General features: G+C 50.8%; 18 protein-coding genes and 1 pseudogene. 16 read left to right on the forward strand and 3 right to left on the reverse strand.

The window, feature by feature from the left end; genetic code table 11:
• The first annotated feature begins 4 nt into the window (after positions 1 to 4).
• From LZD49_RS05205 to LZD49_RS05260, 12 genes are all read left to right on the forward strand, one after another.
• Positions 5 to 1,546, forward strand: coding sequence for a SusD/RagB family nutrient-binding outer membrane lipoprotein (locus LZD49_RS05205; protein WP_234666263.1), 1,542 nt, complete (start codon positions 5 to 7; stop codon positions 1,544 to 1,546).
• A 34-nt stretch (positions 1,547 to 1,580) separates the two neighbouring features.
• On the forward strand, positions 1,581 to 2,930 hold the full coding sequence (locus LZD49_RS05210) for an enolase C-terminal domain-like protein (RefSeq protein ID WP_234666264.1): 1,350 nt from the start codon (positions 1,581 to 1,583) through the stop codon (positions 2,928 to 2,930).
• Positions 2,927 to 3,964, forward strand: a complete 1,038-nt coding sequence (locus LZD49_RS05215; RefSeq protein ID WP_234666265.1) for a LacI family DNA-binding transcriptional regulator — start codon at positions 2,927 to 2,929, stop codon at positions 3,962 to 3,964. The genes LZD49_RS05210 and LZD49_RS05215 overlap by 4 nt, the downstream gene beginning before the upstream one ends.
• 99 nt (positions 3,965 to 4,063) lie before the next feature.
• On the forward strand, positions 4,064 to 5,305 hold the full coding sequence (locus tag LZD49_RS05220) for a mandelate racemase/muconate lactonizing enzyme family protein (RefSeq protein ID WP_234666266.1): 1,242 nt from the start codon (positions 4,064 to 4,066) through the stop codon (positions 5,303 to 5,305).
• A 4-nt stretch (positions 5,306 to 5,309) separates the two neighbouring features.
• Positions 5,310 to 6,557, forward strand: coding sequence for a galactonate dehydratase (dgoD, locus tag LZD49_RS05225; RefSeq protein WP_234666267.1), 1,248 nt, complete (start codon positions 5,310 to 5,312; stop codon positions 6,555 to 6,557).
• A gap of 95 nt (positions 6,558 to 6,652) precedes the next feature.
• Entirely contained in the window at positions 6,653 to 9,643 is a 2,991-nt protein-coding gene (locus LZD49_RS05230; protein ID WP_234666268.1) for a TonB-dependent receptor, read from the forward strand.
• Between the two features lie 100 nt (positions 9,644 to 9,743).
• Positions 9,744 to 11,222, forward strand: coding sequence for a RagB/SusD family nutrient uptake outer membrane protein (locus tag LZD49_RS05235; protein ID WP_234666269.1), 1,479 nt, complete (start codon positions 9,744 to 9,746; stop codon positions 11,220 to 11,222).
• Between the two features lie 317 nt (positions 11,223 to 11,539).
• Positions 11,540 to 13,735, forward strand: coding sequence for a PQQ-binding-like beta-propeller repeat protein (locus LZD49_RS05240; protein WP_234666270.1), 2,196 nt, complete (start codon positions 11,540 to 11,542; stop codon positions 13,733 to 13,735).
• A gap of 111 nt (positions 13,736 to 13,846) precedes the next feature.
• Positions 13,847 to 14,854, forward strand: coding sequence for a 2-dehydro-3-deoxygalactonokinase (locus LZD49_RS05245; protein ID WP_234666271.1), 1,008 nt, complete (start codon positions 13,847 to 13,849; stop codon positions 14,852 to 14,854).
• Positions 14,851 to 15,486, forward strand: a complete 636-nt coding sequence (locus LZD49_RS05250; protein WP_234666272.1) for a bifunctional 4-hydroxy-2-oxoglutarate aldolase/2-dehydro-3-deoxy-phosphogluconate aldolase — start codon at positions 14,851 to 14,853, stop codon at positions 15,484 to 15,486. The genes LZD49_RS05245 and LZD49_RS05250 overlap by 4 nt, the downstream gene beginning before the upstream one ends.
• A 3-nt stretch (positions 15,487 to 15,489) precedes the next feature.
• Positions 15,490 to 16,785: an MFS transporter gene (locus tag LZD49_RS05255; protein ID WP_234666273.1), complete on the forward strand. Its 1,296-nt coding sequence runs from the start codon at positions 15,490 to 15,492 to the stop codon at positions 16,783 to 16,785.
• Positions 16,782 to 17,237, forward strand: coding sequence for a GNAT family N-acetyltransferase (locus tag LZD49_RS05260; protein ID WP_234666274.1), 456 nt, complete (start codon positions 16,782 to 16,784; stop codon positions 17,235 to 17,237). The genes LZD49_RS05255 and LZD49_RS05260 overlap by 4 nt, the downstream gene beginning before the upstream one ends.
• Here LZD49_RS05260 and LZD49_RS05265 read toward each other — a convergent pair.
• Entirely contained in the window at positions 17,234 to 17,581 is a 348-nt protein-coding gene (locus LZD49_RS05265) for a hypothetical protein (RefSeq protein WP_234666275.1), read from the reverse strand. The two genes, LZD49_RS05260 and LZD49_RS05265, sit on opposite strands and share 4 nt — an antisense overlap.
• 128 nt (positions 17,582 to 17,709) lie before the next feature.
• Between LZD49_RS05265 and LZD49_RS05270 the strand changes: the two genes are divergently transcribed.
• Entirely contained in the window at positions 17,710 to 18,102 is a 393-nt protein-coding gene (locus tag LZD49_RS05270) for an NUDIX domain-containing protein (protein WP_234666276.1), read from the forward strand.
• A gap of 32 nt (positions 18,103 to 18,134) precedes the next feature.
• Here the strand turns inward: LZD49_RS05270 and LZD49_RS05275 are convergent, their stop codons facing one another.
• Positions 18,135 to 18,488, reverse strand: coding sequence for a helix-turn-helix domain-containing protein (locus tag LZD49_RS05275; RefSeq protein WP_234666277.1), 354 nt, complete (start codon positions 18,486 to 18,488; stop codon positions 18,135 to 18,137).
• Positions 18,489 to 18,576: 88 nt separating this feature from the next.
• On the opposite strand from LZD49_RS05275, the gene LZD49_RS05280 reads away from it, so the two are divergent.
• From LZD49_RS05280 to LZD49_RS05290, 3 genes are all read left to right on the forward strand, one after another.
• On the forward strand, positions 18,577 to 19,398 hold the full coding sequence (locus LZD49_RS05280; RefSeq protein ID WP_234666278.1) for an SDR family oxidoreductase: 822 nt from the start codon (positions 18,577 to 18,579) through the stop codon (positions 19,396 to 19,398).
• A 134-nt stretch (positions 19,399 to 19,532) separates the two neighbouring features.
• The gene (locus LZD49_RS05285; protein ID WP_234666279.1) at positions 19,533 to 19,772 is read left to right on the forward strand and encodes a PLDc N-terminal domain-containing protein; all 240 of its coding nucleotides are present in this window, start codon (positions 19,533 to 19,535) and stop codon (positions 19,770 to 19,772) included.
• Positions 19,772 to 19,999 (forward strand): PLDc N-terminal domain-containing protein, encoded by a 228-nt coding sequence (locus LZD49_RS05290; RefSeq protein WP_234666676.1) that lies wholly within the window; start codon positions 19,772 to 19,774, stop codon positions 19,997 to 19,999. Before LZD49_RS05285 ends, LZD49_RS05290 begins: the two co-directional genes overlap by 1 nt.
• Positions 20,000 to 20,005: 6 nt before the next feature.
• Here LZD49_RS05290 and LZD49_RS05300 read toward each other — a convergent pair.
• Positions 20,006 to 21,532 (reverse strand): annotated as a pseudogene (locus LZD49_RS05300) (sulfatase family protein).
• Between the last annotated feature and the right edge of the window lie 471 nt (positions 21,533 to 22,003).

Genomic DNA, 22,003 nt, shown 5'->3' on the forward strand with positions numbered 1-22,003 from the left:
AACCATGAAAGCAACATATAAATACACTCTCGCGCTGTTCCTTTCGCTGACGCTGATGACGTCATGCGACGAAGGATTTGACGAGATCAATACCAACAAAGTAGACCCGACGTCCCTCGCGCCGTCGTTGATCCTGAACAAGGCCATTATCGCCACCACTTACCTCGACGGCGTTTCGACGCTCGGTATGCTGTGTTACAACTTCGGCATTGTGCAACAGGTGATTACGCCTTACGGAAGCTCGCTTTCGGGTGGTAATTACAATCAGATCAACAATGCCAATACACCGCTGGTGTGGGTCAATTTATACAGGAATGTGATCAAGCAGCTCGTGGCGGTAACCGATCAGACCAAGAGCGATCCATTGCAATCCAATATTTACAATGCAGCGCGCATCTGGAAGGCTTACGCGTTCATGATCTTGACTGATACCTACGGTGATATTCCGTATTTCGAAGCGGGGCAGGGCTACATTAATGAAATCATCCGCCCGAAATACGACGCGCAGGAAGCCGTTTACAAGGATATCCTGAAAGAACTCGAAGAAGCCTCAGGCGCATTAGATGCATCACAGGCTGCTGTTACGACCGACATCCTTTACGGCGGAAATGTGGCACGTTGGAAAAAACTGGGCTATTCACTCATGCTACGGGCGGGAATGCGTCTTTCAAAAGTCGATCCGACCCTGGCGAAAACCTACGTCACCAAGGCGGTGGCTGGCGGGTTGTTTGAAAGTAATGCCGATAATTCGATTATCCGGCATACCGCCATTTACAACAACTACATTGCCAACCACCTGGCGGCCCGTGAGAAAACTAACTTTTACCTGGCGGCACCTTTTGTGAATTATCTCAAAGAAAACAACGACCCCCGTCTGCCTGTGTTCGCGGTTCGGTATGTAGGCGCTAAGGGCGGTCCGGAGCAGACTGCTTCACGCGCCTCATCCGATCCGAAAGTACAGATAGGCATGCCCATGGGATATAATGATGTAACTATCAACAGCGTATTGGCCCAAAACGGCGTAGTAAGTCTCTGGGATTTTACCCAAATCAATCTCACGACCGTTCTCAAACTGGACGCGCCCGAGTTTCACATTACATACGCGCAAGTGCAGCTGCTGCTCGCGGAGGCGGCCGTACGTGGCTGGATATCGGGTACCGCGGCCGATTATTATGCCAAAGGTATCCGCGCCAATCTGGAACAAATGTCGATGTACGATGCCAGCGCGACCATCAAGGAAGACGCGATCCTGGCTTACCTGAAAGCGCATCCGCTGGACGAGGCAAAGGCATTAGACCAAATTAATACACAATACTGGGTGGCCACTTTCCTGGACGGCAACGAGTCGTGGGCCAATTTCCGGCGCAGCGGTTTCCCGACATTGAAAAAGAACCCATATCCAGGCTCAGAAATCACCGAGGACTTTATCCGCCGTATGCCATATCCCGACAGCGAGATCGTCGTGAACTTACAGAATGTGAACGAAGCCAATGCGCGTCAGGGACCTAATGATTTGAATACCAGAGTATGGTGGGATAAAAAGTAATGTCAACGATTCTTAAACCTTTAATCTTAAACAAATGAAAGAGAACGGAATGAGTCGCCGGGAAACGATGAAAGCGTTGGGGCTAAGTGGTTCTGCGGGCATATTGGGATTGTTTGGAGGTATTTCCAATGCCCGGGCTGATCGAGAAACGCCTCAGTATGCCAAGGCTATGAAACCCGTAACGATCAAGAGCGTTCGCGCGATCGCAACCGCCCCCCAGGGTTCCAATCTTATTGTCGTCAAAGTGGAGACCTCCGAACCGGGACTCTACGGGCTCGGTTGCGCCACATTCACCCAGCGGGCCGAGGTGGTGCTTGTGGCCGTGAATACGTACCTCAATGAGTTCTGCGTGGGACGGGACGCCGACAACATCGAGGACATGTGGCACGCCGCTTACGTGAGTTCCTACTGGCGCAACGGCCCGGTGCTGAACAATGCATTGAGCGGCCTCGACCAGGCACTTTGGGATATCAAGGGCAAGCGCGCCGGAATGCCGCTTTATCAGCTACTCGGCGGTAAAGTACGTTTCGCGGTACCGTGCTACACGCATGCAAACGGGCGTACGCCGGAGGAAACTGTGGAAAGTGTGAAGAAGATCCAGGAGCAGGGCTATCGGTACATCCGCATTCAGCAAGGCGGGTACGGGGCGGTAGGAAGCACCACCAAAAAGCCAGATTTCAAGGAAGCAGGCTTCGGCGGCGCTACGGACAACTATATGGATGAAAACGCTTACCTGAAAGCCATTCCGATTCTATTCGAAACGGTGCGGAAGCAGTGTGGCGAGGAAGTGGAACTGTTACATGACATCCACGAACGCGTGCAGCCGATGAATGCGATCAATATGATCAAAAAACTGGAAGACTACCGGCCGTTTTTCATCGAAGACCCGTTCTCGCCGGAGAATATGAAGTGGTTCAAATTACTGCGCCAGAGCACTACCGTGCCGCTTGCAATGGGTGAATTGTTTAATAACATCAATGAATTCCTGGAACCGATGGCTAACCAGTGGTTCGACTATATCCGCATTCACGTGTCGCAGATCGGCGGTGTGACACCGGCCATGAAAGTAGCCCGGCTCGGGGAATGGTTCAATGTCAAAACGGCCTGGCATGGTCCCGGTGACGTGTCGCCGGTTGGCCACTCTGCGCACGCCCATATCGACCTGGCTGTGTGGAACTTCGGCATTCAGGAGGCGGTGCAGTTCAATGACAAAACACTGGAAGTATTCTCGGGCTGCCCGACGATGAAAAACGGTTATATGTCGGTCAATGAAGTGCCGGGTATCGGCGTCGACATCGACGAAAAGGCCGCTGCGAAGTTCCCAATTTCTACGAAATCGAACTGGCAAGTAAGAAAATTCGACGGTACGCTTATACGTCCATGAAAAAAACATCGCTTAAAGATATCGCACAAAAAGCGGGCGTTTCCACCGCCCTGGTTTCCTATGTTCTCAATGGTAAAGAGAAGGAAACGAGGGTGGGGGAGGCTATCGCACATAAGATCAAGCAGATAGCGAAAGAAATGAACTATCAGCCGAATCATCTTGCCAAAAGTCTCAGAAGCGGCAAGACACACACCATCGGGCTCATTATTGCCGATATATCCAACCCATTTTTTGCCAACGTCGCCCGCGTCGTAGAGGACGAGGCCAAGAAGAATGGTTACACGGTCATTATCGGCAGTTGCGACGAGCACGCGGAGAAATCGTGGGATCTGTTGAATGTGCTGATCAACCGGCAGGTCGACGGCTTCATAATTGTTTCCTGCGAGGGGTCCGAAAACCAGGTGCATTATCTTAAAGAGCGGAATATTCCTTTCGTATTGCTGGACCGCCATTTCCCTGAAATACAGACCGACTTTGTGGCCACCAACAACTACAAAGCCTCCTATGACGCCGGCGTCCATCTGATCAAAAGCGGCTATTCGAGAATTGGTATTATGGCCTACAAATCGAAGATGTACCACATGGAAGAGCGGGTTCGCGGATACAAACATGCATTACGCGACAATAACATCGAATTTCTTGACTCATGGCTGAAAGAGGTGCATTTCGAAACAATGGACAGCGAAGTAAGAACGGCGATTGATGAGGCATTGGCCTCGGATCAGCAAGTAGACGCCATGATTTTTGCCACTTATGGCTTGGCTATCAATGCATTGAAATACATTAATGAGCTGCGTATCAAAGTGCCTTCCGATCTGGCGATCGTCAGTTTCGGGCAGGCGGAGGTATTCGATCTCTATTATTGTCCGATCAGCTACGTGCGGCAGCCGCTGGAAATGCTGGGCAAAACAGCTGTTGAATTCTTACTGAAAAAACTGAAAAACCCGGAGGAAGGCATGAAGCAGATTTTAATGGAAGCCAAACTCATCGTCCGCGAGTCGTCAAAGGCAAAAACAGCCACTTTGAGCGGGTAACCCTTACCGGCTAATTTTTTCACCAAATGCTTAAACGTTTAATGAACTGACGGTTGCTTTTAATACCTGACTGTTCCAGACAACACCTGACAGACCATTATGCAAAGAAGAAATTTTATCAAAACCGCTTTCCTGGGCACCGCTGCGGTGGCGACCGGCTTTCCACTGATAAAGGCCGAGGCGGCGTCGAAAATGAAGATTACCAAGATCCGTTACTACGCGGCGCCGGGTTATAACAAACCGCTTTTCAACCAAGCACGAGGCATTGTCGAGATCGAAACCGACGGCGGTATTATCGGCATTGGTGAGGGCGGTTCGAAGGATATGATCGAACAATGCGCGCAGATGATGATCGGCGAGGACCCGTTCCGTATCGAGCACATTTGGCAGAACATTTACCGGGGGATGTTTTACCCGCCGGGACGTGAAAAGTTGCATGCACTGGGCGCGCTGGAAATGGCGCTTTGGGATATCAAAGGCAAGGCGCTGAATGTGCCGGTGTATGAACTGCTCGGTGGTGCGACGCGCGATTATGTCGAGTGCTATGCCACGGGTTTCCGTGCCTCAAAAGCCAAAACCGAAGAGGAAAGGGCAAGAGACTGCATTGAGGCTGGCCTGCGCTCTTACCGCATCGGGCCCACTGGTGGTAACGGCGATCAGCCCTTCGACTTTTACGAGAATGTGAAAAAGACCATCGATTTCTGCAAACGCATCGACGAAGCCGTGGGCGGAGGCGGTAAATGGGCTATCGACCTGCATACCCGTTTCGACATGACCGACGGTCTGAAAATCTGCACCGCACTGGAATCGCTGGAACCGTATTTTGTGGAGGATATTATTCGTTCGGAGAACCCCTCTGTGTATAAAACCGTGCGTGCCATGACCAAAGTGCCCATTGCGGTAGGCGAGCAGTTCGGAGACCGGTGGGATTGCAACGAATTTATCGAAAACCGTTGGATCGATTATACCCGCTTTACATTACCCAATACCGGAGGCATCAGTGAGTTTAAAAAGCTGGCTTCGATGTGCGAAACGCATTATGTGGGCATGATACCGCATTTCACCGGTCCACTGGCGACGGCTACGCTGGTACATGTGCTGGGTTCCAGCAGTCCGGCGCGGGCGTTAATGGAGCTCGGCGGGGGAGAGCCGGAACGGCCGGCCTATTTCAATGAGGATTTTATCAATTTCAAAAACGGCAAGCTATATCTCAACGATGCGCCCGGTCTGGGGGTAAAATTTGATCCTAAGAAGGCGACCTTCATTATGGAGGTCAAAGAGAAAACCAAATTCCCACACCCGATCCTGAAAAGTCCGGACGGCTCTATTCACAACTGGTAATGCAATGAAATCCACGCAAAAATCTACCACCTTATCCCGCCGCGCGGCCATTCAGTCGGTGCTGGGCATTGCAGCTACGGGTACAATCTTACTGCCCAAGACCTCTTATGCAGCCACTCCGACGCCCTTTCAGGCCTACGGAAAGGTCAAGATCACGAAACTGGAAACGTTTCTGGTGAAGCCTCGCTGGATCTTTCTCAAAATCCATACCGACGCCGGTGTTGTAGGCCTGGGCGAGCCACTGCTCGAAGGCCGCGCTTTGACGATCCAGACTGCCATTAAAGAAGTGGAGCCCTATCTCATCGGTAAGGATCCGCGTGCTGTGGTACATCACTGGCAGGCTATTTACCGGCATGCGTTTTACCGCGGCGGGCCGCTGCTTACCAGTGCATTAAGCGGCATCGACCAGGCGCTTTGGGATATTAAAGGCAAACTCCTGGGCGTGCCTGTGCATGAGCTGCTAGGCGGGCCTACACGTGACCGTGTGCGCGTATATGGGCGCGCCTCCAATGCCGAGGACATGAAAAAACGCAAGGCGGAAGGTTATACGATCATTAAAACCGGAGTGGCCAAAAAGAACCCGGCGAACTTCGTCGAAAACCCGGCGTTCATTAAATATGCCTCGGATAATTTTGCGTCGCTACGCGAAGCCGGCGGCCCGGAAATGGATATTGCCATCGATTTCCACGGTGCCGTTCCCCAGCAGACTTCGAAGGTATTGATCAAAGAATTGGAACAATACCAGCCGTTTTTTGTAGAGGAACCCTGCCAGGCGCAGAATGTCGATACCTTGGTAGATATCGCCCGGGGCACGCATATTCCCATTGCCACAGGCGAACGCATTTTTACCAAGTGGGGCTTCCGCGAAATCCTCGAAAAAGGTGCTGCCAGCATTATCCAGCCCGATCTGTGCCACGCAGGCGGCATTACCGAGGGGCGGCTCATAGCTGGAATGGCCGAGGCCTATTATATTCCCATTGCCCCGCACAATCCCATGGGCCCGATCTCCCTCGCTACGGGCCTTCAGCTCGCGGCCAGCATACCTAATTTCCTCGTCCAGGAACAGGTTACGCTCGGCGAAGGCTATCTGAAAGAACCATTCAAACTACAAAAAGACGGGACCGTGATGGTGCCCACCAAGCCCGGTCTGGGCGTAGAGCTCGACGAGGACGCGCTGAAAGACAAAATCGGTCACGACTGGAAGAACCCGGAAAGTTATAACGCGCTGGATGGATCGGTGGTGGATTGGTAAGGAGGGACCATGGTCGATCTGCGGGAAAGGTACAACCTTACCGTTATAATAATAGCATTTTTCAACGTTCATATATAATCTATCTATTACAAACTATGAGAAAACTACTATGCTTGTGCATGGTCTTGCTCGGCGTGGCTGGGGGCGATTTGCTTGCCCAGAATGCCAGGGTGACCGGAAAAGTGACGGATCAGGACAATGCTGCGCTACCCGGCGTGAGTATCCTGATCAGCGGAACGTCGCAGGGAACTGTGACCGACGGGGAAGGGAATTTTGTGATCAATGCGCCCGCAAATGGCTCATTGGTATTTTCGTTTATCGGTTATGAAAGTCAGACGGTCGAAATTGACAACCGATCTGTGATCGACATTAAATTGGCGCAGGGGTCACGAAACCTGGATGAGCTCGTGGTGGTAGGTTATGGTACACAGAAAAAAACCGATGTTACCGGTGCATTGTCGGTCGTTTCGACCCGTGAGTTTTCGCAGCAGCCCATTACCCGCCTCGACCAGGTGTTGCAGGGGCGTGCGGCAGGTGTGCAGGTGACACAATCCAACGGCGCGCCGGGCGGAGATTCGAAAGTACGGGTCCGGGGTGCAAACTCGGTGCTTGGCAACAACGATCCGCTTTATGTGATCGACGGTTTTGTGGGAGCAAATTACAATTTGTTGAACCCGAATGACATTGAGTCCCTACAAGTGCTGAAGGACGCGGCTTCGACTTCGATTTACGGTAGCCGTGGCGCGAACGGGGTGATTATCATAACTACCAAAAAGGGCAGCAAAGGTATTAAAGTGAGTTATGAAGGCCAGGGAAGTGTTTCAAATGTGATCAAGACGTTTGATATACTGCCCGCAGGCGAATTTGCAGAAATTGTGAATGCCCGTGCATTAGCTACCGGCTCGAATGCACCTTTTACGCAAGCGCAGGTGGATGATTTCAAGAAGAACGGCGGCACCGACTGGCAGGACCTTGTGTATCGCAAAGGTAGCGGCCAGCAGCACCAGGTGACGGTTTCGGGAGGAAATGAAAAAACTTCGTTCCTGATTTCTGGCAACTATGTCAATCAAAAAGGCATTGTCAATAACAGTGGTTTTAAACGCTACGTTGTTCGGACGAACCTCAGTACGCAGATTAGCAAAAAGCTTGCATTGAGGCTCAACATTTCTGGCGCTAAAACGGCTAACCATAATACGGATGGGGGCGGTGCATTGATCGAAGCGTTACAATGGGCGCCAACGACGCCTGCTTACGGCACCGACGGCCAGCCAACTTTTGCCGACCCGATCGGGTCCGTTTCGCGGAGTCCGCTGGACCATTTGTACGATAAATCCATCGATACCGACCGCATGAACATCAATGCGATCGGAGGCCTGAATTATCAGTTGCCGATTACAGGTTTGTCCCTCGATTTGCAATACGCGATCAACTATCTTGACGCGCAGAATAAGAATTTCAATGGCAAGCGCCTTTCGAACAATAACCCGAACGCGACACGTTATTCTGCCGATCAGGTAACTTTGCAGAACACCAATGCATTGAATTACAACCGCACATTTGGTAATCATTCGATTACGGCAGTGGCGGTGCTGGAAACGCAACAGTTTACTGACCGGAACTTCACCGCCACCGCGAACGGTCTTCGTTTCCCGCAACTGGGTTATGACAACATAGGAGGCAACTCAGCTGCGACGGTCAATTCTGGCTTCTCGAAGTGGACGTTGCTGTCATTGCTGGGCCGTGTGAATTATGCATTTAAAGACAAGTACCTGCTCACGGCGGCCATCCGTCGCGATGGTTCTTCCAAATTTAGCAAGGACAACCGGAACAGCGTTTTCCCGTCGGTAGCTTTGGGCTGGCGGCTTTCGGAAGAAGAATTTATCAAGAACCTCAATGTGTTCACAAATCTGAAACTCCGTGGAAGCTGGGGTAAAACAGGTAGCCAGGCGATTAGTCCCTACGCGACATTGTCGCCTTACAGCTCTACACAGGTGGCTTTCAACAATATAGCCGTAACAGCCGGGGTGATCCAGGGTAACCAGGGTAACAAGAATCTCAAATGGGAGACGACCACGCAGACCGATGTGGGTATCGAAATGGAGTTCCTGAACGGTCGCTTGCATTTCGAAGCCGATTATTTTAACAAACGTACTACTGACCTGCTGCTAAATGTGCAGCTACCTAACTATGCGGGCGGTGGTACGCAGACGCGCAACGTAGGCGAGATCAAAAATACCGGATTCGAGTTTGCCATCGGTGGTACGCCAATCGAGAAGGGTAAATTCAGCTGGGAAACCAATCTGAACCTTTCGACGCTGAAAAATGAAGTGGTAAGCCTCGGCGGATTGCCTCGCCTCGGTACCGGAACAGGCGCGGGTGGCGGCATGTCTATCACCAATGAATTCATGTTGATGCCTGGCCAGCCGCTGGGATCGTATTGGGGGCTCAAATATCTGGGCACATTTAAGCCGGGCGAGGCTGACATTGCCGCCAAACAAGGCCGCGTGCCGGGTGACCCGCATTATGAGGATGTAAATGGCGATAACGCGATCACTACCGACGACTTCCAGATTGTTGGCCATGCGTTCCCGAAACTGACCGGCGGTTGGAATAACACATTTACTTATGGCGCCTTTACGCTGAATGTTTTCTTCCAGGGTGCATTTGGTCTGGACAAACTGAACTATACCCGTGCCGGGGCGATGTCCGGTTCCGGCGAGGCGCGCCAGTTCCTGCTGACGGAAATTCGCGACTACTACCAGGACAATAACACGGATTCGGATATTCCGGCATTTACCAAGACTTACCAGCCATTTACGCAGTCGAGCCGGTTTGTGGAGAACGGAAGTTTCGCAAGGTTGAAAAATATCAGTCTGGCATATACTGTGCCTTCGTCGCTTTTAAAGGACAAAGCCAATATCCGGATTTTCGCCAGCGCGACCAATGTGCTTACCATTACCAAATACACTGGTCCGGACCCTGAGTCCAGCAATGTAGGTTCCAGCACCGATACGGCCATCGGTATTGACCGCGGTTCGTATCCGAATGCAAAGGTGTATACGGTGGGGTTGACGCTTGGGTTTTAGGGTTCGACCGCCAAGCGCGGACGATGGACCGCAGATTGCTTTTATTACTTAAAATAACATTGCCGGGAGCCGATTGCCGATGGCCTAAGTTTAAAACGACATGAAAAAAACAACCATACTTCTTTTAAGCGGCTTGCTCCTGACCGGGGCGGGTTGCAGTGATTACCTGGATGAGGATACTACCGGGCTTTTGTACGGACCTAATGTGCTCTCAACCCAGGATGGATTGGAATCTGCATTGACAGGCGCCTATAAAGGGTTGGCGAATCAATGGGGATACGGATTCCTGCATCCATCAGCAAATGCGGCGGTACTTGGGGCTGATGACGTTACGACGCACCCGGCCAGTAATAAGGCTGACTGGCGCGAGTTTGACCAGTTTAATGCTTCCACTACCAACCAGCGTTCCAATGCGGTGTATAATGGATGTTATAAGGCCATCCAGGGTGCAAACAATGTGATCAACAATTACCAGCAAACAGTCGGCACCAAAGCTACGATCGACATTATCGTTGGCGAGGCACATTTTATCCGTGCATTCTCTTACTATTGGCTGACCCGCTTCTGGGGCAACATTCCGCTTGTTTTAGCAGGAGAATATTCGGATGAATTACTGACGGTCAAAAAATCGACCCCGCAGGAAATCTACGACCTGATTGTGGCCGATTTGAAAGTAGCTGAAACCAACCTGCCAAACGCCAAACGCGATCCGGGACGTCCAAATAAAGGATCAGCCAAGGCATTTCTGGCAGATGTATACCTCACCATGGCGGGCTGGCCTTTGAAACAAACCGACAAGTATGATCTGGCGGCGGCCAAAGCCAAAGAGGTGATTGATAATGCAGGTACTTACGGTTTCGAACTCCTGCCAACATTCGCAGCGGTGTTTGAGAATGATCCGGCGTCATCGGGCACTAAAGAAGCGGTGTTCCAGATCAGCGGATACCTCGGTGGCAGCGGTACGGCCAATGCGACCTATGGTAACACCACCATGCCGGGTGAGGAAGGTGGCTGGGATGATATGTTTGCCGAACTGAACTTCTTCCGCGACTTTCCGGCGGGTCCTCGTAAGGATGCCACCTTCCGCACGGAATTCGGGCTCGGTGCGACCAAAATCCCCTGGCAGAACAGCTTGACCAAACACCCGTATTATCAGAAATGGTATATCAAAGGCAATATCGTTACATCCAGCATTTCGCTTCCGTCGGTGATGATGCGTTATCCGCATGTGCTCACCATTTATGCCGAAGCCAAAGCGCGCGGCACAGGCGGCCCGGACCAGGCGGCATATGACGCATTGAACAAAGTCCGCCTGCGTGGCTGGGCGGCTGGTACCAAGGCGCTCACGCCGGGAGACGGCCTCACTGCCGCGCAATTCGCTGACGAAGTTGTGCAGGAACGCGCATGGGAGTTCGCTTGCGAACGCACAAGGTGGTTCGACCTCGTCCGTCTGGAAAAAGTGGAGGAAGCCAATGCCAAAAAGAGCCCGGACGATCTGCAACCGATCAAACCGATCGTGAAAGCGAATTACTGGTTTCCGATGCCTTATACAGATACTTCGATCAATCCGAATTTGTAGGGAGAGGGAGTGGGTAATTACGTAGTTCACGCGTTTCGCAATCGCGTATTCGCCCGCGTTCGACTTCGCCCGCCCTCGCCCGCCTTCGACTGCGCTCAGGCTGACATTGCTTATTTGTCTGACTGACGTTGTGCATGTATCAGGCTGACATTGCTTATTTGTCTGACTGACGTTGTGCATGTATCAGGCTGACATTGCGTATTTGTCAGCCTGAGCGCAGTCGAAGGCGGGCGGAGGCGAAGGCGGGCGATACCCCAATTACCATGCGCTTGCAAAAACGGCAGATGCATTAACATACAGCCAACATTCCGATTCTGATGACCCGTATTCCTGTTAAATACGCTTTACTGCTATCCTTATCGGCCATTTTTTGCGGCCTTAAACCAGCCACGCAGGATGATCGGCAAAATGCCGACTGGCCGGTCTATGGCGGTAATAATGCTGGCAATCGCTATTCGGCATTGGCCCAAATCAACAAAGGCAATGTCGCAAGCCTGAAACCGGCCTGGACCTACGATACCGGCGAAAACAACAAGCCCGGCGAGCGCGGGATGGATATTCAATGCCAGCCGATCGTGATAGATGGCGTTATGTACGGCACTACGCCGCGGTTGAAGGTATTTGCCATTGAGGCAGCTACGGGAAAGGAGCTCTGGAAGTTTGATCCATTCGAAGGAAAGAGGCCGAGGTTTCATCCGATGCGCGGGGTCGTGTATTGGTCGGAGGGGAAGGATAAGCGCATTCTTTTCACGGCAGGACCTTCATTATTCGCAATAAATGCGGAGACTGGCAAGCTGGTCGAAGGTTTTGGTAAAAATGGCGAGGTCGATTTTCATGACGGCCTGGGCGATAAGGAAACTTATGGCTATGATCTTTATCAGTTCAATATCCGGAATACAACGCCCGGTGTTATTTACAAGAATCTGCTAATCACTGGCTCTTCTGTGTCGGAAGGCGGGGACGCATTGCCGGGGCATATCCGCGCATTCGATGTGCGCACGGGTAAGGTAGCTTGGGTGTTTAGGACGATTCCGCTGCCGGGTGAATATGGATATGAAACCTGGTCAAAAGACTCCTACAAAAAGCTTGGTGGCGCCAACTGCTGGGCGGGTATGGTGATCGACGAAAAGCGCGGAATGGTCTTCATGGGAACCGGTTCCCCGTCGGTTGACTTCTATGGAGCGGCCCGAAAGGGCAGCAATCTTTTTGCCAACTGTGTAATTGCGCTCAATGCGGCAACAGGCAAGCGTGTATGGCATTTTCAGACAGTTCATCATGACCTTTGGGACCGCGACATTCCTTGCCCGCCAAACCTGATCAGCGTTAAAAGGGACGGCAAGATGGTCGACGCTGTGGCACAGGCTACCAAAGACGGTTATATTTTTCTTTTGAACAGGGATACCGGAAAGCCGCTTTTCCCCGTGCAGGAAGTGCCTGTCCCGAAATCGAAACCGCTGCCCGGAGACGATCCCTGGCCGACGCAGCCCGTGCCAACCAAACCGGCTCCATTTGCCAATCAGACATTAACCGAAACCGACATTACCAACCGAACACCCGGAGCGCACGCTTACGTGCTCGATCGCTATCTCAACAGCAATAAAGGGCCCAAAAACCAGCCACCCGATACCCTCGGCGGATTGCTTTATGGCATCGGCGGAGGAGCGGAATGGGGCGGTACCGCGGCCGATCCCAGTGGTGTCGTGTATGTGAATGGCAATAATATGCTATGGTGGCTCAAAATGCGCGACGGCAAGTTGGGGAAGGAGGGGCAGGTGTTATCAAAGGGCCAGGTATTGTTTAATACTAATTGTGCTGCTTGCCACGCTACCGACACGAAAACTGTTTCTGCTGCTTCACAGGCTTATCCGGTGTTGAAGGATATTGGAAAGCGTATGAACCGGGAGCAGATCGGCACATTGCTCGAAACAGGGCGGGGACGGATGCCTTCTTTCCAGCACATTTCAAAAGAAGACCGTGCAGCGATCGTTGATTTCCTTTTGAGGACCGAAAACAAACCTGCCGCGAATGACATTCACGCACAAACAGCGGATGTAAACACGAAAAGCAACGCCGACTTTCCCTATATACCGCCATACGTCAACAACGGCAATGTACAGTTTCGCGATCAGGACAATTATCCGGCGATCAAACCACCCTGGGGTACGTTGAATGCAATTGATATGAACACCGGCGAATACCTCTGGAAAGTGACGCTCGGCGAATATCCCGAGCTCGCCCGCCAGGGCATCCCGCCAACCGGCACCGAAAACCACGGTGGCCCGCTCGTAACGGCAGGCGGCTTGCTATTCATCGCAGCGACTTATGATGAAAAATTGAGAGCATTCGATATTAAAACCGGAAAGGTCGTTTGGGAATACCAGCTCCCGGCCGGTGGTTTTGCAACCCCCATTACCTATATGGTCGGCGGAAAGCAATATATTGCGATCGCAGCCGGCGGCACCAGGTACGGGCTGAAACCAGGTGGAAACTATATTGCATTTGCATTACCATAGTGTATTAGCGTATCTCCTTCCCGTCGACTTAAGTCGACGGAAGGCAACCGGAGGCACAAACATTTACCAACCCGAGATTTCAGTCTTGAGTACCTAACAAAGAAAGAAGCTATGAGCAAACACCTGCTAAGTTGTGACTGGGGAACGTCCTCGTTTCGGTTAAGGCTGGTCAATGTTGCGGATCATGACGTGGTGGGAGAGGTGACGTCGCCGAATGGCATTGGTGCGGTGTACAATGCCTGGCAGGAGGTACACCAGGCGGATCATGTGCCACGTGGCGTCTACTATCGCTCAATTATTTCGACGCAGATTATCGCCTTGCGCAAGCAAACCGGTTTGGATATTGCCGGATTGCCTGTCATACTTTCCGGAATGGCGTCATCGTCCATAGGCATGCAGGAGCTGCCTTATGCGCGGTTACCCTTTGCATTGGACGGGAGCCATTTGGGTATAAAACAATATGAAGAGCAGAACGATTTTCCGCACGAGATCACCCTCATATCCGGCGTCAGGAGTGATCACGACGTGATGCGCGGCGAAGAAACACAGCTGATCGGGTTAGGAGCAGCAATAGACCTTTCCGGGCGCGACGCCATATTTATTTTTCCAGGCACGCATTCCAAGCATATGTTTGTGCGGGATGGCCGATTGATTGATTTCAAGACATTTATGACCGGAGAGGTCTTCAATCTCATGGCCAATCACAGTATTCTGAAAGACTCTGTCGACCACTATCGCCAGCCCGATTTCAGTGCCGAGGCCGCCGAGGCTTTCCGCGAAGGCATACGCGAATCGGGCTCGGGGAATATTTTAAATGCATTGTTTACAGTAAGAACCAACCAGCTTTTTGATTTATTGAATAAACGCGAAAACGGAATGTTCTTGAGCGGGCTTTTGATTGGCTGTGAAATTCGTGACCTGACCAGAGAAACAAATGCGCACCTCGTGCTTTGTGGTGGCAATAACCTCTATCAATTGTACAAAGCCGCGATCGAGACGCTCGGGCTGGCGGGAAGGACGACTATTATCCCGTCGGAGATTGTAGACCGCGCCGCGACGACCGGACATATCCGGATTTTTGAGAACCTACATGTATCATTGAATAAAACAAAGCTATGAGTGAAAGTACATTTTCCTGGGAATTGTTCAACAAGGCGCCACTGGTTGGAATCATCCGTAACGTGTCACCGGAGGACGTCAAAAAAATCCTCCCCATTTACCGGGAAGCCGGCCTGACGACCGTTGAGATCACCATGAACACACCGGGGGCGACCGACATCATCCGCTATGCATTGGAGAATGAGCACTACGGATTGAATATCGGCGCCGGGACCGTTTGTACCAAGGAAGATCTGGAACTGGCGCTCGATGCTGGTGCGCAGTTTGTGGTGACGCCGGTACTGAATAAAAAGGTGATTAAGTCCTGTGTAAAAAAGGGCATTCCCGTGTTCCCGGGCGCTTATACACCTACTGAAATCTTTAATGCATGGTCACTGGGCGCGTCGATGGTGAAAATCTATCCCGCCACAGCACTGGGGCCGGAATATATAAAAGATCTCAAAGCCCCGATGAACCAGCTAAAACTACTTCCAACCGGCGGCGTAAGCCTCGAAAACATGACGGCATTCCTTCAAGCCGGCGCCAACGGCCTGGGTATTGGCGGGCAGCTTTTTGACAAAAAGCTTATCCACGACAAAGACTGGGACGGCCTGAAAGCACATTTCCTTCAATTCGCACAAAAACTCGCTTAACAAATGGGTAAAATCAGGAATTACCGCTGGGTCGTCGTGATCCTGCTATTTCTCGCCACGACCATCAATTACCTTGACCGGCAGATCATCGGCTTGCTGAAACCCATTCTGGAAAAAGAATTTGTATGGACGGAAACCGACTTCGCGCGCATTGTCATGGCCTTTACGGCCGCTTATGCGATCGGTTTGCTCGCCTTTGGCTGGCTAATCGACAAGATCGGAACGAAGGCGGGGTATTCATTTACGATCGTGTTCTGGAGTATAGCGGGTATGCTGCACGCCGTAGCCCGCAGCGCGTTCGGGTTTGGGTTGGCGCGGATCGGGTTGGGGCTCGGCGAGGCTGGTAATTATCCCGCGGCCGTTAAAACGGTGGCCGAATGGTTTCCCAAAAAGGAGCGGGCCCTGGCAACGGGGCTCTTCAATGCAGGAACGAGCGTGGGTGTGGTGGTGGCGCTGATGCTCGTGCCCTGGATTTTGAGCGCTTATGGCTGGCAGGAGGTATTCTGGATCACCGGGGCACTGGGTTTCGTGTGGCTGATATTCTGGTGGATTTTTTATGATATTCCGGTCAAACAAAAGCGCCTGACGAGCGAAGAGCTGCATTACATTCTCAGCGGCCAGGACCAGGATGAGAGCGAAGCAGAGAAACAACCCGTTAAATGGGCCAAGCTTTTTACATTTCCGCAAACCTGGGCCTACATTACTGGCAAAGGGCTCATCGACCCGATTTACTGGTTCTTCCTGTTCTGGCTGCCTTCCTACTTTGCGTCAACATTTAATCTCGACCTTAAAAAGCCGAGTTTTGAGTTGATGCTGATTTATACGGCCACCACAGTTGGCAGCATTGGCGGTGGCTATTTGTCGTCCTGGTTGATTAAACGGGGCTGGCCTACGCTCAAAGCGCGGAAGGCCGTGTTGCTGGGTTTGGCATTCTGCGAATTATCGGTGATACTGATCCAGTTTTCCAGCGGCGTCTGGATGGCGGTTGGCCTGATCAGTCTTGCGGTAGCATTGCATCAGGCCTGGGCAACGAACGTGTTTACATTGCCTTCTGACCTTTTTCCAAAGCAGGCTGTAAGCTCGGTCGTAGGAATCGGCGGCATGGCGGGGGCCGTGGGCGGCATCCTTTTTCCGATCCTGATCGGCAACTTGCTCGATAGCTATAAAGCGGCAGGAAACATTCAGGCGGGCTACAACATCATTTTTACAATCTGCGGATTTACCTATCTTGTGGCGTGGCTGATTATCCACTGGCTTACAAGAACGCCCAAAGTGGTAGAACTCGAAGAATTGCAATGACTAATTTAAGAAGAACCGACTCCGACGATGAAGATTTCAAAAGCCTGGTAAAACTCCTCGATGCCGATCTTGCGATTCGCGATGGTGCCGACCATGGGTTTTATTCCCAATTCAATAAAATAGACAAGATCCGCCACGCGGTAGTGTGCTACGAAAACGGCCAGCCTATCGGATGCGGGGCCATCAAGGCATTCACCGATGAGGCGATGGAAGTAAAGCGAATGTACGTTTCACCCGACGGCCGCAACAAAGGCATCGCCACGCGCCTCCTCACCGAGCTGGAAACTTGGGCAAAGGAAATGGGCTATCTCAAATGCGTCCTTGAAACCGGCAAGCGCCAGCCCGAGGCCATTGCGCTTTATGAAAAGAACGGCTATCGGCGCATTGCCAATTATGGACAGTACATAGGCGTGGAGAATAGTGTTTGTTTTGAGAAGATCTTGGAAAACTAATTCTTGTGAATAGCCGTGATTTCAATCGGAGGGTAAACGGCGATCAATGTAGGGCCTATGAAGCGAACCTTTTTGATGTTGCCGCTGATGATGTAATTAGTCTTCTTCGGATCATCACTTTTGACCCAGCCCGAATCCACTTTACAAGCCCATGCACCCGAAGCGCCATATGGCGCGCCAGCGTCAAAAGTAAAAAAGCCATTGCCCTGATACACCGCTTGTACATGGGTGACGGTTAACTCGGTGTCTCCTTCACATCCGTACCGAGGTTCCGGATCCTTTTTTGAGCAAGAAATCGCTAGTGATGTTGTTATAATGAATGTGAGAAGTAGCAGTTTTTTCATGGGACTAGGCTTTTTGTTTAGGATGGTCCTGGAATGGAAAGGGGTTTTAGGTTTAAGATTTACTTTTAGTTACTTTGGTTGGAATTGGAGATTGGTGCAATAGCTCAACATGCCCAAACCGCCTGGCTATGATTGATAAACTGGCTCTTATTTATATTAAAGACCTCAAAATACTCGCGGCCCGAAGCCGTGGTCGCGATTTGTTCTACATTCCAGGTGGAAAACGCGAGGTCGGCGAGTCGGACGAGGACGCTTTGGTACGGGAAATATCGGAGGAACTTAGCATTTCGCTAACCCCGTCTTTACTGGAATTTTATGGCGAATTCCTGGCACAGGCGCATGGCCAGCCCGAGGGTGTGATGGTTAGGCTGCGTTGCTACACGACTTCCGAAAGGGGAGAAGTGCAGGCGGCCGCAGAAATTGATGATGTAGCCTGGCTGAGCTATGCCGAGCGGCCCAAGGTTTCACCGGCAGCCCAGTTATTGTTTGATGACCTTTTCGGAAAAGGATTGATCAAATAGGTCCAAAACTAGTTTTTCGGTGAGCTTTGGACCTATTCCGGCTGTTCGATAATGTACTTTTTGTGCTCCTTGCCCCATTCAATCATCGCAAGGATGATGTTGCCGAACGTCTTGCAATAGGGCGTTGATTCGTATTCAACCAGGACGGGCGAATCGGGATATACGGTCCGCTTGATCAGCTTATTCATTTCCATTTCCTTCAATTCCCTCGAAAGCATCCGCGTGGTGATGCCGGGAATGCTTCGTTCGATCTCCCTGAAACGCTTGTTGCCGTTACAAATCGAATTGATAATGGGCAACTTCCATTTGCCGCCGATCACATAAATCGTATCCTGCAAAGCTTTCACTTCTTCTGACTGGTTTCTTACTAATGATGGTGTTGCCATTGCCGTAGTTGGTATACTCTGTGATACTGATTACAAAGTTATACCACTGGCGGGTAGCTTTGTAATATCAAATCAAAATTTATTTAAGATGAGCAAGCAAAAAACAATTTTCATAACTGGTACCAGCAGCGGACTTGGTAAACTGACAGCTAAATATTTCGCGGAGCAAGGTTGGAATGTAGCCGCAACAATGCGTACACCCGAGAAGGAAAACGAGCTGACAGCTTACAAAAATGTTCGGATTTTTAAACTCGACGTGACCAATGTTGATCAGATCAAAACAGCGACGAAGCAGGCGATCGAAGCTTTTGGTCAAATAGATGTGGTAGTCAACAATGCCGGGATGGGTACTTACGGGGCGCTGGAACTGGCTGAGGAAGCAGATATCGATTGGCAGTTCGCGGTCAATGCGCGTGGCCCGATCAATGTGATCCGGGCATTTCTACCGCATTTCAGAGCGAATGGGGGAGGGATGTTTATCAATATCAGTTCCTTTATGGGCATCACCACGGCGGTACCACTCGGGTCGCTCTACAACATGTCCAAGTTTGCCCTGGAAGGTCTGATCGAAGGATTGTATTACGAATTGAAGCCGCTGAATATTGAGTTGCGGCTAATTGAGCAGGGAGGTTCGAAAGGTAACAATTTCGGGGAGAATATTGTTTGGAACACCAATCCGGAAATTACGGCTTACAACGAGCTGACGGATAAGCTGAAATCATTGATGAATAAAAGGGACGACAGTCTGCTGGACGATCCAATGGATATCGTAAACGTCATTTACAGCCTCGCAACCGGCGCGAACAAAAAATTCCGCAACGTGATCGGTGCTACGGGAAACCAATTGATGGAAATGCGTCATTCGATGCCTATTGAAGATTACATGGAGGCAATGAGAACCTTCTTTTGAAGTTTAAGAAACGGAGATCATCGGGGCAGCGAGATGAATTTCGCTGCCTTTATTTATTAGCTAATGCGTGTTGGAAATTAATTTGTTAATAATAAAACTTATATTACTTTGGCCTAAATATAACTCCAAATAATATGATCACTTCTTTGTTTCTCGGGCTGGGTCAAATGGAATTGATTCTGATTTCCGCCATGTTACTGCCTTTGCTGCTGACGCTTTGGGCCTTGATCGATGCGATCCGAAGTAATTTCACCAAGGATATTAACAAGCTCATTTGGATAATCGTGATCATCTGTGTACCATTCCTGGGCGGGATTTTATATTTTCTTTTGGCACGCAGCCAAAAATCCATTACTCAGCAAGGTAAATTGTGATGATATCGACCGTGCTGCTTTTTATGGGATTGGGAGGAATGGAATTAATGTTTCTCTTTATTCTTATTCCACTTGCAATTACAATCTGGGCATTAATCGACGCGATCAAAAGCGATTTCAAAAAGGATATCAACAAGTTGGTATGGATTATTGTCATTGTTTGCTTTCCCTACATTGGAGGAATACTATATTATTTCCTGGGTCGTAGCCAGAAAGCGGGCTTTTAAATGCATTTACAATTCCCGTGAATAACCCTGCTCTTTCTGTTTTTCCAAAAGCAACTTTAGCTCCTTCACAATCTCGGGTTGCTGCTCGTAAAGATTAGTCGTTTCACGCGGGTCGCTTTCCATATCATAAAGCTGCCCGGCAGGATCGGATGCATTGCCTTTGGATGACCAGCCACCACTGCCTTTGCCGTCGATAAACTTCCATTTGACCCGGCGTATTGCAAACATGCCTTCGACGGAATGATGGATAATGCTGGGCCGGACTGGCTTGCGGTCGCCCGGATTTTGAAATAGCGAGGCGAAACTAAAACTGTCCTGACCGTTTTTGCTATCCAGTTTTTGACCGGTTAGGGAAGCCAAAGTAGCCATCAGGTCGGCGAGACAGATCGTCTGTGCGCTTTCAGAGCCTTTTTCGATGCCCGCCGGCCAACGCGCGATGAATGGCACGTGGTGGCCGCCTTCCCAGATATCCGACTTTTCTCCTCTGAAAATGTAGTTGGCCTGATGTGATGGGTACAATTGCTTGTCGCCCGGTTTCCAGTCGGCACCGTTGTCCGATGTGAAAATAACCAGTGTGTTATCGGCAATGCCGAGACTGTCGAGTGTGCGCAACAATTCGCCCACGACAGCATCGGTATGTTGTACAAAGTCACCATACAGGCCGGCATTGGAAGTATTTTGGTGCTTCTCCGACGGAACCCAGGGCGTGTGCGGGCTCGACAGCGGTAGGTATAGGAAAAAGGGCTGCGATTTATTTCTGCCCGCATTGGCAATGAAATGCCTGGCTTCCTGCCCGAAAACATCCAGCGTCCGCGGAATTCTGAAGCTGGCCGAACCTTTCCCATCCCGCCAAAAAACACCGCGGGGCGTGTTACGTCCGGCAATGTCGACGATCTTTGCGTCCACGGGCTTCCCGTTACGGACGTAAACGTATGGGGCAATGTCCAGGGAGGCCGGTATCACATAGCTGTAATCGAAACCGAGGTCATTCGGGCTAGCCGTAGTGCCTTTCTCAATGGAAAGGTTTTCAGTAGAAGTCCAATCATCGTACACACTCGGATCGGTGGTTTTCGAAGCATCCGTTTTGGCCCAATCCAGACCGAGATGCCATTTGCCGATTACACCAGTCCGCTAACCGGCCTTTTTCATCAGATCTGCAACGGTAAACCGATCGCGTTCGATAAGCATGGGATGATAGCCGCCTAACACGCCCTTTTTCAGTCGTGAGCGAAATGCATAGCGTCCGGTAAGAATGCCATAACGCGTAGGCGTGCACACCGCGGAGCCCGAATGCGCGTCTGTGAAAGTTATGCCGTCCTGGGCAAGGCGGTCGAGATTCGGTGTTTTGATCTGAGATTGCGGGTTGAGGCATGCAAGGTCGCCGTAGCCCAGATCATCGGCGAGTATGTAAATGACATTTGGCTTCCGAAATGCACCATCGGCGAGGCTTTTTTTACGGAAAAACAGCATTGCGGACGTCGCCAGCAAAAGCATCAGAAGCGTGTAAGTCAGGTTAGGATAAGTTCGGATCATATCTGCAAGCGCCCGTTCGGAATAGATATTCAAGAATATTCTACTGGGTTAGTAGACAAATAAACAGCATGGGGCGGAGATTTGCAAAAGGGCAAAAAAATGGCGGCCTTTATCGGCCGCCTGCAACCCACAACAAAGCGTGGCACAGCTATTAATCTGCGGTTACGAGATTGTAGTCCTTGACTAATCTTGGGCTTTAAGGCCTGTATTTGTGGTCAGTTATCACATTAACTCATGGAAAACAGCAATTGTTATTGCTTGCCGGTGCATTTGGCCGGCTCCGGAACTTCCATTTGACGGACCACCGATTCCTGTAATGTGATAAAAGAGGTTGCAGAAGCGAAAGTAATACATTTGGACGGAGCAGCCAAAGCTTATCGAATTGATAGGGAACTCATTTTTTGATAGAGTAGGGGCAAAACCTTCGGAATAGCAATACCTGCCGTATTTCCTGCACCAGGAGAGGCAATG

The organism is Dyadobacter sp. CY261 (assembly GCF_021440085.1).
GTDB lineage: Bacteria > Bacteroidota > Bacteroidia > Cytophagales > Spirosomataceae > Dyadobacter.